Here is a 17,101-nt window from a genome sequence, read left to right as displayed (position 1 = left end):
GCACATCAAACAGACGTTCAAATCCATATCTTTTTTGAACGCTTGAACCTCCATCTTCTCCCATCCAGACTATACTGTCGGCTTTGGAATCACACCAAATCCTGCCTTAACGGCTCGCGGGCTTAGAACAAAATCATAAATAGTTCATCACCGCCGGTCGGGATTTTCACCCTGCCCCGAAGATAGACCGATATTCTATTTTCCCCTTCATTATACAACAACCTCATAACATTGTGAACTAAAAAATTGTAACTTATTTAAAATTAGTTATTTATTTTTCGTAACAAAAAATAAATTGCGAGATATTTTACAATACAATCCATATTTTTTATTATTCGGCATTTCTCTTTTGAATTACCTAGTCATATATAATTAAAAGTGATAAGATATTGAATTGTTAAGATAAGAACATTTTCTGAGTTATGGAGGAAATGTCATGAAAAAAGACAAGAGACATTCTATTCGAGAAGCAATGAAAAAAAACTTAAGAAAAGAATACTTTTACTTAAAAAAAGAATTACTTTTCTATTGCCCAATTGATTTAGGCACATTCTCAAACGAGACATACTATGCTACTTTCGATGAAGATGGCATCAGTATTTATCAGTATGATAAAAAAACAGAAAGTAAATTAAAATTGTGTGAGCGTCATCCGTGGAAGAGTTGGAATAAAGTGAAGATTGATCACTATTTGACAACTTCTCAATTTATTTTTCAGGGTGAGCGAAATTGGATCTTATCTCTTTTTCAAAAAGGAAAAGAAGCTCAAAAAATTATTGAAGAGCATACATCTTTACAAACAGAAGTTGTTTCCCGCTCTTTCTTAAAAAAACTTCCTGGTTTTCGTTCTAATACACCACTGAATAAATACATCGGTAGTATTTGTTACACTGCACTTATTGCATTTTCATTAAAATGGATGATTCCATTTCAAGCACCACAAATCGCCCTGTATTCTATTTCGATTGGTTGTATGCTTCTTGGCCTACTTTGTTTGACAATCGGTTTAATTGAACCGACTATCGTACTGTTTCGAACAAAAGAGAAAACAAGAACAAAAGTTTTTTACTTATATAGCTATTTAGCTATTTCTGGATTTATATGTGTCTTTATTTTTTGGTAAAAGAAGCCGTCCCAAAATAAATTTTGGGACGGTTTTCTTTTAGATATAGATGCTCTGATTCACTCAATAGTTCTAGCAAAAGCGCCCATATAATTTCATTTACATTGAACCTTATTTAAGAAGAACATAAATTTGTTCAAAGTTTAATTTTTGAGATGTTTCCTTCACTTAACATATAATTGTTGATTAGGATAAATTAGCTCTTGCTGCAATCCATTTTTTTCTTTAATTTCCTTAAGTGTCATACTAAATTTCCGTGCAATACTAACTAAAGTATCCCCTTTTTGTACGACATATAATGATGAAGAAACAACTTCATTTCTTTGTTCATTTAAAACAAGCAATGGGTTCATCGCATTCTTTTTCGCCATCGTCCATCTTCCTTGATGAAGTTCTAGATGTAAGTGTGCACCTCGCGATTCTCCCGTGTTCCCTACTTCTCCAATTTTTTCTCCTTTGGAAATATAATCTCCTTGCCCCACATATCTCTTATTTAAATGTGCATATACAGCCTCATATTCTCCGTGTTTAATAAATACAACATTTCCATAACTACTTGAATAATAAGACTTCGTTACCCTACCATCTTGAATAGCTGCCACAGGCGTTCCAATCGGCGCAGCTACATCAATACCATAGTGTTTTCCATGCCTTGTCCCAAAATAATCACTTATCTGACCTTCAACAGGCCATGTCCATCGATTTTCTTCTGCATAAACATGTAATTGAGATACAAACAGTATACTCAATAACATGACGCCGCATTTTAAAACTTTCATATACATCCTCCGTTTTCTAATTACCACCATACCTTCTCTATTTTGGTATATTACAGAAAAAAGTATACAAAAAAAGAAAGTGAATTACTCCACTTCCTTCTCTTTCTTATCACGAAAAACTAATGCACTACGGTTATACTCCACATCTTTCACTTGTAATCGGGCATTTATTACTCGAGCTATCGCAAACAAATAATCAGATAATCTATTTACATACTTTAAGACAACTTCATTTATTTTCACTTCTTTTTGCAATGATACTATAGAGCGTTCTGCTCTCCTTACAACAGTACGTGCAATATGAATAGTAGCCGCCGCCTCGCTACCACCTGGCAAAATAAAGCGTTCTAATGGCGGGGCTTCTTCTATATATAAATCAATCTTTCTTTCTAAACTTTCAACCATCTCAATTGTCACTTTATAAGGAATTTTTTGTTCCACTATTGCCAAGTCTCCTCCGCAATCAAATAGTTCATGTTGAATATTTTCGAGCTCATTGTAAATATCTCTAAAAGCCCCGCCTTGAACCTTAGTCATTGCATATCCAATATGAGAATTTGCCTCGTCTATTGTTCCATACGCTTCCACACGGATATCATCTTTATCAACCCTGCTACCTATTACACTTGTCGTTCCTTTATCTCCTGTTTTTGTATATAATTTCATTTCTTCACAGCACCCTCTCTTGTTATTCTTGATTCGATCAAGATAGAAAAAAGTTCTACCATTCTTTATTTAATTGAGTTTACAAAAAAATAAAAAACAGCAGAACTTTATTCATTATCAACTTTAAAAACACATATCTAAATTATACGATTCGGTAAATATACAGAGAATGTAGTTCCTTCTCCAACAACACTTGATACAGAAATTTTACCGTCATGGCCTTGAACAATATTTTTCGCAATCGCAAGCCCAAGTCCTGTTCCACCCTTTTTCCCACGTGTTCTTGCTTTATCAGCTTTATAGAAACGATCAAATAAAAATGGAATATCCTCTTCTGGAATGCCTGCACCCGAATCTTGTACTTCAAAAATGAGGCCATTATTTTTTGTATCAATTACAAGCGTTACATGTCCACCCGCATTCGTATGACGAATTGCGTTATCAATCAAGTTCGTCAACACTTGTTCCATCCGATCTGCATCAAACGCATATTCTTCAATCTGATTCCGGAAATCAACTGTTAGTTCAACTTCTTTATCCTTTGCAATCCCTTGGAATTTACGACCAATTTTTTCCACAAATGGATGTATGTCGACTTCACCAATATGTAACTCTACGTGACCGCTTTCCATACGAGCTAAATCTAACAATTCATTTACAAGTTTACCTAAACGAACGGATTCATCATAAATGATTTGAACAAACTCATCTATTTCCTCTTTCGTTTGCACAATATCATCTAAAATCGCTTCACTATACCCTTGCAGCATGACCATCGGTGTACGAAGTTCATGTGATACATTCGCAATAAAGTCTTGACGCATTTTCTCAAGACGACGTTCTTCCGTCATATCTCGCAGTACCGCTACAGCCCCACGAATTTTCGTTTGATTGTAAAGTGGTGTCATAAGAACTACATAGTTCCCTTTTTGTAAATTAATTTCAACAACTTGTTGTTGCTCGCTTTCTACAACGAGATGGAATAGTTCCACAAGTTCAGAAGGTAATTTTTTTCTTAACTCTATCTCTTTTTCTTCTTGCCAAACTTGTAAGAAATGTTCAGCCGGTGGATTAATAACTACGACTTCACCTTCTTGATTTAACGTAATAACTCCATCTGCCATACTACTCAAAATACTGGCTAACTGTTCTTTTTCTTGCTGCAAAGCATTCATATTAAACTTCAACTGTTTACCCATTTGATTTAAGGCCGTTGCCAGCTCACCAATTTCGTCCTGAGATACCATAGGAGCCTTTGCATCAAATTTCCCACGTGACACTTCAAAAGCAACCTCACGCATTTTACGAAGCGGTGCTGTAATCCGAGTAGATAAGAAGAACGCAAAGAAAGTTGTTAATATAATCGCAATCCCAGCGGCTAAGAAAATGAAATCAGTCGTTCTCTCCATATCTTTTATTGGCACTTGTAAAGATTCATATACGAACACTGCGCTTTGATTTTTTGATTGCACTGGTTTCCCAACGATCACAATATCATTTTCAGTGCTTTTATTCTTTCTACTATCAGAAGCTTTTCTAATGTTGTTCTTAATTTCTTTTTTGTCCGTAAAAACAGCGGCTAATTCTTTATCTTCTTTTAAATCATCCATTGTAAGAGTGACTAACCCTTCTTGTTTCGGTGAAGAAGAGATTTCCTTGCCATCTTCTACAATAATAATCCTTGAAAGTGGATCAGAGAATTTGTACGCGATGTTCTCAATCGTTTTTACATCGGCACCTTCTTCAATTAATTCCGTAACACTTGTTGCGACTTTTTGAAGTCTATTTTCACTCATATCAACATAATACGTTCTAAAAAATTGTGAAAGTAAAATCGCAACAAATCCAAGAACAAACGAAACGAGAAGTAATATGGTCATCCATAACTTCCCTACTACACTTCTCCAAAGCATCAGTCGTTCACAACCTCAAATTTGTAACCTACACCCCAAACAGTAACAATCATTTTCGCTGCATCTGGTGATTTTTTGCTTAACTTCTCACGTAAACGCTTTACATGTGTATCAACTGTACGTAAATCTCCGAAGAATTCATATTGCCATACTTCTTTTAACAGCTGCTCACGATCGAATACTTTATCAGGAGCTTTCGCTAAAAATAATAGTAACTCATATTCTTTCGGCGTTAAGTTTACTTCATTGCCATCTGCAGTAACACGGTGTGCATCGTTATCAATTGTTAAGTGAGGGAATACAGTAACATCTTTTGTCGTTGTATCTTGTGTAAAGAATGTTGTTGGTACAGCACGACGTAATACCGCTTTCACACGTAGCACGACCTCACGTGGACTAAACGGCTTTACAATATAATCATCTGTTCCAACTTCAAATCCTTGTACTCTATTTACTTCTTCACCTTTTGCTGTCAGCATAATAATTGGTGTCGCTTTCTTCTCACGAACCCCTTTACATACTTCAATGCCATCTTTACCAGGCATCATAAGATCTAATAAGATTAAATCGTAATCATTTTGCAACGCCATTTCTAAAGCTGTATCACCATTATCTGCTTCTTCAATCGTATATTGTTCTCTTTCTAAGTACATTTTCAATAAACGACGAATACGATCCTCATCATCTACAATTAAAATTCTTGATTCATTTGCCATCTCTACCCGCTGCGTACTCTCACCTCAGCGGTTCACACCTACCCTTCTTTAACTATTATGTTGCGCTATTCTCGTTTATTTAAGCAATCTTCTAAATGTTTCACTTCCCATATTATGCTTCACAAGAATAATAAATTTTGTTCAATTTTTTTCCAAAACTATGTATTTTTTTTGAACTGTATATAATGTCCTCGACATCATTTTACAAAATCAACCGCTACTTTGTCATGTTTTTCTCAAAAAAGAAGAAAAGTTGACAAAAATAAAATAGGAAAGTGACATACACTCTCCTATTTTATTTCTCTATGCATATGAATGTAAACCGGCAATAATTAAGTTTACTACAATAAAGTTAAACATAATGATTGCAAAACCAATTACTGCAAGCCAAGCTGATTTCTCTCCATGCCACCCTTTAGATAATCGTAAATGTAGTACTGCAGCATAAAAGAGCCACGTTATAAGTGCCCAAACCTCTTTCGGATCCCAGCCCCAAAAGCGCGTCCACGCTATTTGAGCCCAAATCATCGCAAAAATTAATGCACCTAATGTGAAAACTGGGAATCCAATTGCAATAGATCGATATCCGATTTCATCTAGTAGATCACTATTCGTATTCTTTACTAACGGCTGAAGTGCCGCCGATACTCGCTTCCGTAAAACGAGTCTTAATACAATATACAGTAATGTTCCAACTAACACTGACCAAATAACAGTATTTAATTTTTTTGCATTTACAATTGCTGGAACTTCAACTGCCGGTTCTAATTTATTTTCTGTCAGTAACTTCCCTTCATGCGGTCCAACTAAAGCCGGAAGATTGTACTTCATTTCCAGTTGTTGTTCATTTTTATCAATCCATTGAAACTTCGCTTCATATTTCATACTAGAAAATACCGTTGTTACTCCAATAAATCCAACTGTACAAACAAGTGTAAATACTACCGTCTCTAGCCAAAATGTACGTTTACTTCTCGTCGATTGATCTACATTTTTCAATAAATACATAACGCCTGTAATAAAACTAATCGCTAAAATGGCTTGTCCTGCTGCTGCAGTCGTCACGTGAATATGTAACCAATTACTTTTTAAAGATGGAATAAGCGGAGATATTTCCCTCGGAAACATACTTGCATAGGCAATTAATAAAAGCGCAACTGGTAATGCAAATAGTCCGATTATGCTTACACGGTACATAAAATACATGACAATAAATGCTCCTACAAGCATCATGCCGAAAAATGTACCGAATTCAAAAAAGTTACTAACTGGCGCATGCCCTGATGCAATCCACCTTGTAACAAAATATACTGTTTGTGCTATAAACCCTAAAATTGTAATCGTTATTCCTACATTTGCCCATTTATGACCCTTTTCTTTAATGGCTCCCCCAAAAAATAGAGTCGCAATTAAATATAAAATAAATGCGGTAAAGAGAAAGTTACTACTTATTTGCACCATATCGTTTCCCCACCTTAACTAATTTTTTTATCAATTACTTTATCATTTGGCTGTGGAATTGCTGTACCTTCTATTACTCTTTCAATATCTTTCTTTAAACCGAACCAATTTTTATTTGTATGCCCTGCAATCCACCATTCATCATTAACACGTTGTATCCAAATACGGCGATGATTCCAATACATACCTTGAATGACACCAACCATAAATATAAATCCTCCAATACCGAGAATCCAAAGCGTTAAATCTTTTCTTACAGTAAGTGCTGTTGCATTTTGCATTTCAACACCTGCAAACGACATTTTATATTTGTTGTTTCCATCTGGTTCTATATTTTGCTGAATACCAACAAAACTCACTTCACCATCTGGTGTTTCAGGTGTAAACATTTTAAATACAAATGCAGGATTGTTTGGTAATTTCGTTTTTGTATTTGGTTTTCCATTCTCATCAAAATAAAAATCAGGAAAATAGCTTAATAGTTCTAGAGAATAACCAGTTCCTAAATCATATTTTTCCTTAGGATTCGTTAAATCTACTTTAATCGGTCCCCACTTTTGATTATTTTCTTTATTTTGCAAGTTAAAGGACATACTTTTAAATTCACTTTCTTTATAATCCACTTGATACACTGCAAATTGATCAAATTTCAGTGGTTCATTCACTCGAATTTCCGCTTCTTTTACTTTTTCTAATTTCGGTTTTTGTCCTGCTATATTTTCTCCTACTGCTTTATATAATACGGCATTCGTTTGGAAGTTTTTCGCAATCATTTTATCGCCTACACGATCAATCGCTTCCTCAAAAACTTCTTTGTCCTTACTTTTATCATAAACTTCTTTTATAAATTTCTCGTTTTTTAAGTAGTACTGTCCATCCGTCCCTGGTATTTCTTTCGTTTCACCATCACGTAACCAAAGTGCTTCGTCTACGTACATACTCGGTAAAAAACGAAGCATCGCACCGAATAAAAAGATAATAAGGCCGATATGATTTACATATGGACCCCAACGCGAGAAGCGTCCCTTTTCTGCTAAAACGTTTCCGTCTTCCACTTTCACGTTATAGTTTCTTTTCTTTAAATTCTTTTGCACTCTTTCCAGGTCACCATCTTGCGGTGTACCAGTCCCATATAATCTCTGTCTCTTTAAAAAGCTAGGATGTCTTTTTACACCTTGCTTTTTTAAAGCTTTATAAAGTGGAATAACGCGGTCTAAACTACATATCACAAGTGAAATACCGATAGAAGCAATCAAAATCATATACCACCATGAACCGTATAAATTATTAAATCCTAATTGATAGTATAATTGTCCTAAAAATCCGTATTCTTGTTTATAATATTCAGCTGGTGCAATCCCTGGAGTTATGTACATTTCTTGCGGAAAAATAGTTCCTATCGCTGATGCAGCTAAAGTTATTACGATTAGCCATACACCCACTTTTACAGAAGAGAAAAAGCTCCAAATTTTATCGACTATCGTTTTTGTCTGCGTGAGAGATCTCCGTGCACTCCCCTCATAGCGCATATCCAATAGTTTTGCATTTTCATTGCTTTCAAATGGTTTCCCGCAAGCTTCACAAAAAACGGTTCCTATCGGATTAACATGTCCACATTCACATTTAATTTCTTTCAACACTCTCACCGCCCCTGTATCTATATGTACTATTGTATATTCTAACCTCAAGTTACCACAATACTCAGAATTTTTAAACCAGAGGCACTATAGACACGCACCCCTTATGTAAAGGCTTTCTTTATTACGGAGTAATTTTCTTTAAATACCCTTCTAACTGTTCTTTCGTTTGTTCACCTATAATTTGCTCCACTACTTTTCCATCTTTATCAATCAAAAAGCTTGTCGGTAATGGACCTACTCCATATGTTCCTATAATCTTTTGTCCTTTATCAATGGCAACTGGGAATTTCAAACCATACTGGTTCACAAAGTTCTTTACTGCAATATCCGTTTCATCTGCATCTAACGCTATGATTTCAACACCTTTTTCTTTATACTTTGGATATAATTCATTCATATAAGGCATTTCTTTTTCACAAGGTTTACACCACGTGCCCCAAAAGTTTAAAAATACACCTTTTCCCTTTAAATCTTTTAGTTCAATTTTCTTCCCTTCTAAATCCGTCACAACAAAGTTAGGTGCTTCTTTTCCGATTTGCATTTTCTCTTTATTAGCAAAGAATCCTTGATAAAGGGTAAATCCTACAGCACCACATAAAATGAGTAGAATAATAACGCGAAATAATAAGCGATTTTTCTTCATATTACCTCTCCTCTCCTCGATAAATGTTATGTATTATCTTCTGTAAATGTTGTATTGAATAAATCACCAGCAGAGCACTCCACTGGTGAATTTTTAACTCTATAGCTTATCTTGGCTTTGTAGAAGCAAGTGCGCGTAATTGTTTCACCTCATGTGGTGTCAATTCTCTCGCATCACCAGGTCGCAGGCTTCCTACTTCTAAGAAAGCATAACGTTCACGTTTTAATTTCACTACTTTACAGTCTAACGCTTCAAACATACGACGTACTTGACGATTACGTCCTTCATGAATTGTTAACTGTACAATAGCCATCTCTTTACGCTTGTCCCAAGAAATAATTTTCACACGCGCTGGCGCTGTTTTACCGTCTTCTAACGTAACACCGCGTTCTAACATGCGAATTTTCTCACCTGTTAATGGACCTTTTATTTTTGCAACATATGTTTTTTCAACTTTATATCTAGGATGCATTAATACGTTTGCGAAGTCCCCATCGTTTGTCATTAATAATACGCCAGACGTATCATAATCTAAGCGTCCGATTGGGAATAAACGTTGTGTAATTTCCGGGAAAAAGTCCGTTACAACACTTCTTCCTTTATCGTCTGATACACTTGAAATTACGCCAGTTGGTTTATATAGTAAAAAATAAACAGGTTCTTCTTTTTCAAGAGGGATGTTATTTACTTCTACTTTATCTTGAGGAGTTACTTTTGTCCCTAACTCCTTCACTATTTTTCCATTAACTTTCACTTTTCCTTGCTGAATTAATTCCTCAGCCTTTCTTCTCGATGCAATACCTGCTTGCGCAATCACTTTTTGTAATCGTTCCATTTCTTTTTTCACCTCGAATTTATCTTACCTTACATTAGAAAGACTTGGCAACCGCATACGCTTTACGGCTATTCGCTTCATCTTACTTAAACAACATAGCGATGATAATAAACATATAAAGGTCAAATCATGTTTTTACCTTTTATTATTGTCCATATTTTTCATATTTCTCACAATAAAAGTTCATCATTTTGTCAAAAATACCACATAAAAAAACCACTATTAAGCTACACCTTAATAGTGGTCGTATACGTATTATAAGCGAAATAGCGTAAAAAATGAATAGTATTACTGAAACAATAAAGAAACGAACACAATTGAGCATATAATCCCTATTAAATCTGCAAAAAGTCCTACTTTTAGTGCATCACCCATTTTTCTAATCCCGACCGCGCCAAAATATACAGTTAAAATGTAGAAAGTCGTATCTGTGCTTCCCTGCATCGTAGAAGCCAATCTCCCAATAAACGAATCTGGCCCATATGTGGCAATTAAATCGGTCGTAATACTTAAACCAGCAGAGCCTGAAATAGGGCGTATAAGTGCTAGTGGAACAATTTCTGCTGGAACATGGATCAAATCTAACATTGGCTTCATTACCGATATCATTGCATCTAACGCACCTGAAGACCGGAATATAGAAATAGACACAAGCATTCCAACCATAAACGGTAAGATGGAAATTGCAATTTGAATCCCTTCTTTTCCTCCCTCAACGAACGATTCATACGTCGGTACTTTCTTTATTGTGCCATATAAAAGGATAAAACCAATTACACAAGGAATTACCCATAAAGAAATTGTATTTACAATACTCATTTTTTCCGCCCCTTTCTACTCCTTCTTCGGTAAAAATAGCGGTCAATCCAAATTGCTCCAATCATAGAAAGTACTTGTGCAATAAATGTTACCCCAACAATTTCAGTAGGATTCGCTGATTCATACGTCATTCGAATGGAAATGACTGTCGTAGGAATTAATGTAATGGCTGATGTATTTAATGCTAGAAACGTCACCATAGAACGGCTCGCCGAATCCTTTCCTCCATTTAACTCTTTCAGTTGTTCCATCGCTTTAATACCAAGAGGGGTTGCTGCATTACCTAGACCAAAAAAGTTTGCCATCATATTTGATAGAATAAATCCCATGGACGGATGATCCTTTGGTATTTCTGGAAACAACCTTTTTACTATCGGCATAAAAAGTGTAACTAATTTTTTTAACAATCCGGCTTCCTCTGCAATTTTCATTAAACCGAGCCAAAATACTAAAACACTAATAAGTCCTATACAAATCGTTACCGCATCTTTTGCTCCGTCAAATACAGCTTTATTCACTTCTTCCATCGTGCCATTTATCATGGCGTATACAATCCCAATGACAGCCATCGCTACCCATACGAGATTAACCATCGTTCCCAACACCTATCATGTAAGAAAAAATTTCTTTCACATTATTCCAGTAAAGTCCCGTTGTAGCTACTAACTTCCGTTTACTATAAAATAAATTCCGTTCTCCAACTTTTTCATTACCAACATAAATGTCTGTCTTCCCAACCTTTACTCCATCCGTAAGTTTTGTACTTTTATGGAGTTCAACTTTTAATACTACGTTCTTTTTTTCTTCTTCAGTTAACGGTACCGAAAAACTATTTTTCGTATAAACATGGTTGGCATACTTCTTTTCATTTATTTCAGCAATTGCTCCTTGTCCTAAAACTTTCGTTTGTTTGAAACGTTCAAAACCTTTATCAAACAAATTCATATGATCATCCCAATCACTAGAGGCACTCAAAGTTACGACAATTAAATCTAGTCCATCTTTTGATGCCGTTGTCACAAGCGTTCGCCCAGCTTTCTTCGTAAAGCCTGTTTTTCCTCCTGTTGCAAATTCATAATAAGACGTTACCAGCTTATGTTTATTTTTCCACGGGTAATCCCAAGAATCTGATTTATATGTTTTGGTTCCAAAGATTTTCTTAAATGTCTCGTTTCCCATTGCATATTTCGTTAATAATGCCATATCGTAAGCCGACGAATAATGTGATCCATCTCCATCTAAGCCATGAGGGTTTGAGAAGTGCGTATCTTTCATTCCAATTTCTTTCGCTTTTTGATTCATTAAATATACGAATCCATCTATACTCCCACCCACACTTTCAGCAATTACTTGCGCTGCGTCATTACCAGATCTAAGCATGAGTCCGTATACTAAATCTTCTAACTTCACTTTTTGTCCGGGCTTTAAATAGATTGCCGATCCTTCCACCCTCACCGCTTCATTACTAACTGATACCATTTCTTTCATCTTCCCTGATTCAGCAGCTAATAAGGCGGTCATAATTTTTGTTATACTAGCAATTTTTTGAGGCTCATGTTCTGCTTTTCCGTATAATACACGACCAGACTGTTGCTCCATTAATACAGCATTTCGAGCACTGACATTGCTGTTCATCTTTGCATATGTAGGAATCGGCATAACGCTTGCATACATCATAAGAAGCGTAATGATTACACAAATTCGTCTCATATTTCCCCCCACGTCCTTTTGGCACTTTTTGTACAAGTGTATGCTTGGCCTTTTAAAATATGAACGAAATCTTCCTTCTACTTCCATTAAAAAAGACGCAGAGAATTTGCGTCTAATATGGTGTCCATTCAATTTGTTTCGCAGTTTCAAACCTTTTTTCTACATCAGGCCAATTTACAACATTCCACCAGTTTTTAATATATTCATCTTTTCGATTTTGGTATTGTAAATAATACGCATGTTCCCAGACATCTAGTACAAGGAGCGGTATCGTATCCCATTGTGTAAATAATTGATGAAGTGTACTTTGCAAAATTTCTAACCTTCCAGACCGGGGTACCCAAACGAGAATTGCCCAGCCTGAACCTTCTACTTTAGAGGCCGCTTCTGTAAAATGTTTTTGGAAACGTAAAAAGCTCCCAAAATCTTGTTCAATTTGTTGTGAAAAAGCTCCTCTTGGACTTCCACCACCGTCTTTTTTCATGTTATTCCAAAATATCGTGTGTAAGTAATGACCTGACCCATGAAAAGCCGCTTCCCTTTCCCAATGCTTAATTAAATCAAATTTATTTGTTTTTCTCGCTTCTTCCATCATCTTCTCTGCTTTATTTAACCCTTCCACGTAACTCCGATGATGTTTATCATGATGTAACATCATAATTTCTTTAGAAATATACGGTTCTAATGCATTATACGGATAAGGTAATGGCGGGAGTGTATGTCCTCCAATTGGGACAGCTCGTTCACTATCCCCTCTTTCATATAATTCATATTCCTCTTCTTCTTGCATAAATACTTCCTGCAAGTGATGCTGAATATGTTCTACATCATCGCTTATTTCATACATAAACTCTGCATCTGTTTCATACTCATGCTCTTTCATACGCTCTAATAACGTCTGAATTTTATAAGCAAGCATATGGACATCATACACTTCCATTGCGCGGCTATCTAATACGTGAAGAACACTTTCACACCAATTTTCTACTTCATGAAAGTAATCTGTAAATACACCTTGCTGATTCATGTTGCACCTCCCTAATGCTATCCACTTAACTATATTCAATGAAAATCCCTTATATAACTGTACAAAAGGAAAAGAAGCTAAGTCACCTTAGCTTCTTTTCCTCAATCAATATTTGTGTAACATCTTTGTCTGATAATCCGTCTCATAATATTCTAGTTCTTCACGCATCAATTGAAATTTACCTTCTAAACTCTTCATCACTTGCTCCAAAGATGCAGGTGGTGTTTGTTGAAAAACGATAGAATTTTTCCCTGTATATGCAGACCGACTATTTTCATACCAATGATCACTCTTCGGTGAAAAAAACTCTGCAATTACTTGATGGTAAATCTTATATAAAATTTTTTCAGCTGCTGTTTTTCGAAATGGCTGGCTATTCAACAAAACAAAACATGCATCCTGTCCTTCTTCGCAAAAAACGAGAAGTCGTCTCATTGATGCTAATACCCCTTTATAATATTGCTCATTCCCTGCTGGTGTTTCCTCTAATAAAGAAGGTAACGTATGATAATTTACATAATTAGTTATCAAATTAATAGCATCTTCTAAAAATATAGAAACTTGTTCTGTTTGATTTTCAACCATCAAATTAGACATTTTTCTCTCTCCTTTGCCATTTCACGCTATTTCTACTCTTTTATTTTTATGTAATTCAGCCAATATTTCTTGTACTTTCGACACCGTTCCCTCATCAAAATATTGTTGAAATTCTTCCATATTATTTAAATACAAACGTTTTTGCGCACGAAGCTCCTTATCTTTCACTAAACAACATATCGCTACAATATCACGCAAATATATGTTTTGTTCTTCTACTTTATACACTGGATTTCCTTCAAAAGGAGTAATTTCTTGTAAAACTTCTTCAAAATATCGAACGTATACAACCGAAAAAGTTTTCTCTTTACCATTTAATATATATGTCACTTCAGATCTGTTAAAAAAATCTTCTGATGTATTAGGTTTCGCTTTTTCTAACTCATATCCTACGTAACCTTTTATAATCATATACTCCCCTCCCCCTCTTTCATCTTATTCTAACTTAATTTTCTGATAAACAAAATATTCTTTTAAATATACCTATATAAAAAATAGCTCGCCTATACAGGAATTTACCTTTTTATTTTTCTTGAAGTTTGTCATAATAATATTATTGTCTCAGTTTTCTTATACAAGGAGAGTTGTATTTATGTCGTTTTCATGGAAACGTTTCTTACAAATCGGGAAAATTGTCTTCCCATTTGTTGTATTAACAATTGTATTCTTTCAAGCAAAAAAAGAATTAGCGGGCATTTCTTTTTTAGAAGCGATTGATACAATTAAAAACATTCCAACTGGAGGAGTCTTTTTAGCAATTACACTTGGTGCATTCGCTGTATCAACAATGTTCTTTTATGACTATGTTATGCTTCGTTACTTAAAAGCTGATATCCCTGTCCAAAAGATTTTCCGTATCTCGTGGATTGCTAATACTTTAAATGGATTTATCGGGTTTGGTGGTCTTGTTGGAGCCGGCGTACGCACAATGCTTTATCGTCCATATATAAAAGAAAATGGAAAACTTATTAAAAGTATCGCTTGGATGACAACTGCCTTTATTAATGGATTAGCCATTCTTTCATTTCTTGGTCTCATCGGAATATTAGACACGAGATTTATTTTGCATGAAAAACCATGGCTATGGCCTGTTCTTATCTTCTTCGCTCTTTTCGTCCCTATATATATCGGATTTTCTAAATTAAAAAATAGAAAAGCGACGCAAACAGAGGAACAAGAAGAAGAGGAGAAAAACCCAACTGTTTTATACTCATTAGTTTCATTAGTCGAGTGGGTATCCGCTGGTATTGTTATGTACGTCATATTACTATTATTTGGCATTGAAATCGAATTCCAAAAGTTTTTAGGCGTATATGTTATTGCTGCTTTAGCTGGTGTCGTTAGTCTTGTTCCTGGTGGCCTTGGATCATTTGATCTTGTCTTCTTAACTGGGCTTGGGCAATACGGCATCGATACAGGTGTTTTACTCCCTGCTATGTTATTATATCGTCTCGTCTATTACATCTTGCCCTTCTGCCTTGGTCTCATTTTTGCAGCTTTTGAAATGACAGGAGTAGCCATTAAAAAGTTTGAAGATAAACCTTTTATTGCGCCTGCATTAGAGACAACTGGTGTTATATGGACTTTGCAGCGTGACTTTCTAGGAAAGTTAGGTTCTTGGGCATCTGCTGCTTTAACAGTATTTGCTGGCTTAATGGTTATTTTATCAACCATTCTACCGACAAGTATAAATCGGGCACACGCCTTACATATTCTAGCTCCAAAACATCTTATTCAATTTTCTTTTAGCTTATCGCTAACATTCGGTATTCTCCTCCTCATTCTTTCGCGGGGGATATATTACGGAACAAAACGTTCTTATTATATGACGATTGTTTCTTTAATTGGAGCGGCTATTTTTAACACACTAAAAGGAATTGATGTTGAAGAAACTTTTATTTTATTAATCGTACTCGCTGTATTGTATATGCTTCGTAAAAGGTTTGTACGTGAGAAAATGGAAGTCTCACTTTCCGATATCGTAAAAGTTTTTATATTCCTACTTGTAACGTTATATTTATATAAAAACTTAGGTATTTTATTTGCAGGTGCAAAAGAAGCTTTCAAACCTGATTTTGTCGTTCGTAATATTACACAAGTGAAACGAAGTGCATTAGCAGCTGCCTTTTTTGTTCCTACTTTTTTACTAATTGGTTCACTCATTGCAAATCGTTATCGAAATGAATTTCCCGGGCAACCAGCTAATGATAAACGATTACAAAACTTCTTAGATGAACATGGTGGAAATGTACTTAGTCATTTAGGTTTTTTAGGAGATAAACAGTTCTTTTTCAGTAGTGATGGAAAAGCACTCATTCTCTTCTCAATAACTGGAAAACGACTTATTGTACTAGGTGATCCAATTGGGGACCCTTCCTCCTATCGTACTGTATTGCAAGAGTTTTTAGCTGAGGCTGATCGATTTGGATACATTTGTGTATTCTATCAAATTGAAAGTAAATGGATGAGTTTATACCACGATTTTGGTTATAACTTCTTTAAGCTTGGTGAAGAAGCTGTTGTTGATTTAAATACCTTTACAATAACAGGAAAGAAACGCGCTGGCATGCGAGCTACTTTCAACCGTTTTGAAAGAGAAGGCTATACATTCTCTATTCATGAGCCACCTTTCTCCGACGAATTATATGAAGAGTTAAGAAAAGTTTCAGATGCATGGCTTGGTGGAAAAAAAGAGAAAGGTTTTTCACTCGGATACTTCGATCGTGAATATATTAGTCGCGCTCCTATCGCAACATTATCTGATTCGGATGGAAAAATTATTGCATTCACAACATTCATGCCTGTATATCAAAACGGATCATTATCTGTCGATTTAATGCGATATTATCCAGATGCGCCTAGCGGCATTATGGACGCAATTTTCATCCACTTATTCCAGTGGGCAAAAGAAAATGAATACCACTCCTTTAATATCGGTATGGCACCACTTTCAAATGTTGGTTTATCCACACAGTCTTTCTGGTCTGAACGAGTGGCTGCTGCAATCTTTAATAACGTTCGTTATACGTATAGTTTCAGCGGATTACGACATTTTAAAGAAAAATATAAACCAGCATGGAGCGGTAAATATTTAGCATTTAGAAAGAATCATTCTTTACCAATTACAATGCTCTCTGTAACAAAATTAATAGGAAAAAGAAAAAACAGCTAA

Annotated in this window: 16 protein-coding genes and 1 riboswitch; of the genes, 2 read left to right on the top strand and 14 right to left on the bottom strand. The window is 35.3% G+C overall.

Annotation, left to right across the window (positions count from 1 at the left end; genetic code table 11):
* Nucleotides 1–48: 48 nt before the first annotated feature.
* Nucleotides 49–188, bottom strand: a riboswitch (FMN riboswitch).
* A 248-nt stretch (nt 189–436) separates the two neighbouring features.
* Nucleotides 437–1,123, top strand: coding sequence for a hypothetical protein (locus MHB52_RS08030; RefSeq protein WP_016117483.1), 687 nt, complete (start codon nt 437–439; stop codon nt 1,121–1,123).
* 164 nt (nt 1,124–1,287) lie between these two features.
* Here MHB52_RS08030 and MHB52_RS08025 read toward each other — a convergent pair whose 3' ends face one another.
* The 14 genes from MHB52_RS08025 to MHB52_RS07960 all read right to left on the bottom strand — a co-directional run bounded on the left by MHB52_RS08025 (nt 1,288) and on the right by MHB52_RS07960 (nt 14,340).
* The gene (locus MHB52_RS08025) at nt 1,288–1,902 is read right to left on the bottom strand and encodes a peptidoglycan DD-metalloendopeptidase family protein (RefSeq protein WP_000866120.1); all 615 of its coding nucleotides are present in this window, start codon (nt 1,900–1,902) and stop codon (nt 1,288–1,290) included.
* 84 nt (nt 1,903–1,986) lie between these two features.
* Nucleotides 1,987–2,568 carry a cob(I)yrinic acid a,c-diamide adenosyltransferase gene (locus MHB52_RS08020; protein WP_016117482.1) on the bottom strand — a complete coding sequence of 194 codons (582 nt, stop codon included), beginning with the start codon at nt 2,566–2,568 and terminating at the stop codon, nt 1,987–1,989.
* A gap of 137 nt (nt 2,569–2,705) precedes the next feature.
* Entirely contained in the window at nt 2,706–4,481 is a 1,776-nt protein-coding gene (gene resE, locus MHB52_RS08015) for a sensor histidine kinase ResE (RefSeq protein WP_000964695.1), read from the bottom strand.
* Nucleotides 4,481–5,197 carry a DNA-binding response regulator ResD gene (gene resD, locus MHB52_RS08010; protein ID WP_001262938.1) on the bottom strand — a complete coding sequence of 239 codons (717 nt, stop codon included), beginning with the start codon at nt 5,195–5,197 and terminating at the stop codon, nt 4,481–4,483. Before resD ends, resE begins: the two co-directional genes overlap by 1 nt.
* Nucleotides 5,198–5,500: 303 nt before the next feature.
* A complete protein-coding gene (gene resC / locus MHB52_RS08005; protein WP_000250081.1) occupies nt 5,501–6,658 on the bottom strand; it encodes a cytochrome c biogenesis protein ResC in 1,158 nt (385 codons plus the stop codon).
* A 14-nt stretch (nt 6,659–6,672) separates the two neighbouring features.
* Nucleotides 6,673–8,298 carry a cytochrome c biogenesis protein ResB gene (resB, locus tag MHB52_RS08000; protein WP_016117480.1) on the bottom strand — a complete coding sequence of 542 codons (1,626 nt, stop codon included), beginning with the start codon at nt 8,296–8,298 and terminating at the stop codon, nt 6,673–6,675.
* Between the two features lie 121 nt (nt 8,299–8,419).
* Nucleotides 8,420–8,941 carry a thiol-disulfide oxidoreductase ResA gene (gene resA, locus MHB52_RS07995; protein ID WP_000742194.1) on the bottom strand — a complete coding sequence of 174 codons (522 nt, stop codon included), beginning with the start codon at nt 8,939–8,941 and terminating at the stop codon, nt 8,420–8,422.
* A gap of 106 nt (nt 8,942–9,047) precedes the next feature.
* A complete protein-coding gene (gene rluB, locus MHB52_RS07990) occupies nt 9,048–9,788 on the bottom strand; it encodes a 23S rRNA pseudouridine(2605) synthase RluB (RefSeq protein WP_372474244.1) in 741 nt (246 codons plus the stop codon).
* 276 nt (nt 9,789–10,064) lie between these two features.
* Nucleotides 10,065–10,595 carry a spore maturation protein SpmB gene (gene spmB / locus MHB52_RS07985; protein ID WP_000029514.1) on the bottom strand — a complete coding sequence of 177 codons (531 nt, stop codon included), beginning with the start codon at nt 10,593–10,595 and terminating at the stop codon, nt 10,065–10,067.
* Nucleotides 10,592–11,188 (bottom strand): spore maturation protein SpmA, encoded by a 597-nt coding sequence (gene spmA, locus MHB52_RS07980; protein ID WP_000247811.1) that lies wholly within the window; start codon nt 11,186–11,188, stop codon nt 10,592–10,594. The genes spmB and spmA overlap by 4 nt, the downstream gene beginning before the upstream one ends.
* Nucleotides 11,181–12,305, bottom strand: coding sequence for a D-alanyl-D-alanine carboxypeptidase family protein (locus tag MHB52_RS07975; RefSeq protein ID WP_001252637.1), 1,125 nt, complete (start codon nt 12,303–12,305; stop codon nt 11,181–11,183). Before MHB52_RS07975 ends, spmA begins: the two co-directional genes overlap by 8 nt.
* A 112-nt stretch (nt 12,306–12,417) precedes the next feature.
* Nucleotides 12,418–13,332, bottom strand: coding sequence for a superoxide dismutase (locus tag MHB52_RS07970; RefSeq protein ID WP_001075739.1), 915 nt, complete (start codon nt 13,330–13,332; stop codon nt 12,418–12,420).
* 105 nt (nt 13,333–13,437) lie between these two features.
* A complete protein-coding gene (locus MHB52_RS07965) occupies nt 13,438–13,929 on the bottom strand; it encodes a YpuI family protein (RefSeq protein ID WP_000067556.1) in 492 nt (163 codons plus the stop codon).
* A 21-nt stretch (nt 13,930–13,950) separates the two neighbouring features.
* Nucleotides 13,951–14,340 carry a hypothetical protein gene (locus MHB52_RS07960; protein WP_000584365.1) on the bottom strand — a complete coding sequence of 130 codons (390 nt, stop codon included), beginning with the start codon at nt 14,338–14,340 and terminating at the stop codon, nt 13,951–13,953.
* A 181-nt stretch (nt 14,341–14,521) separates the two neighbouring features.
* Here MHB52_RS07960 and mprF point away from each other — a divergent pair, with 181 nt between their 5' ends.
* Nucleotides 14,522–17,101, top strand: coding sequence for a bifunctional lysylphosphatidylglycerol flippase/synthetase MprF (gene mprF / locus MHB52_RS07955; protein WP_000010893.1), 2,580 nt, complete (start codon nt 14,522–14,524; stop codon nt 17,099–17,101).

The sequence above is a fragment of the Bacillus sp. FSL K6-0073 genome (assembly GCF_038006085.1).
GTDB classification, from domain to species: domain Bacteria; phylum Bacillota; class Bacilli; order Bacillales; family Bacillaceae_G; genus Bacillus_A; species Bacillus_A cereus.
This window is presented reverse-complemented; position numbering and strand designations above follow the sequence as displayed.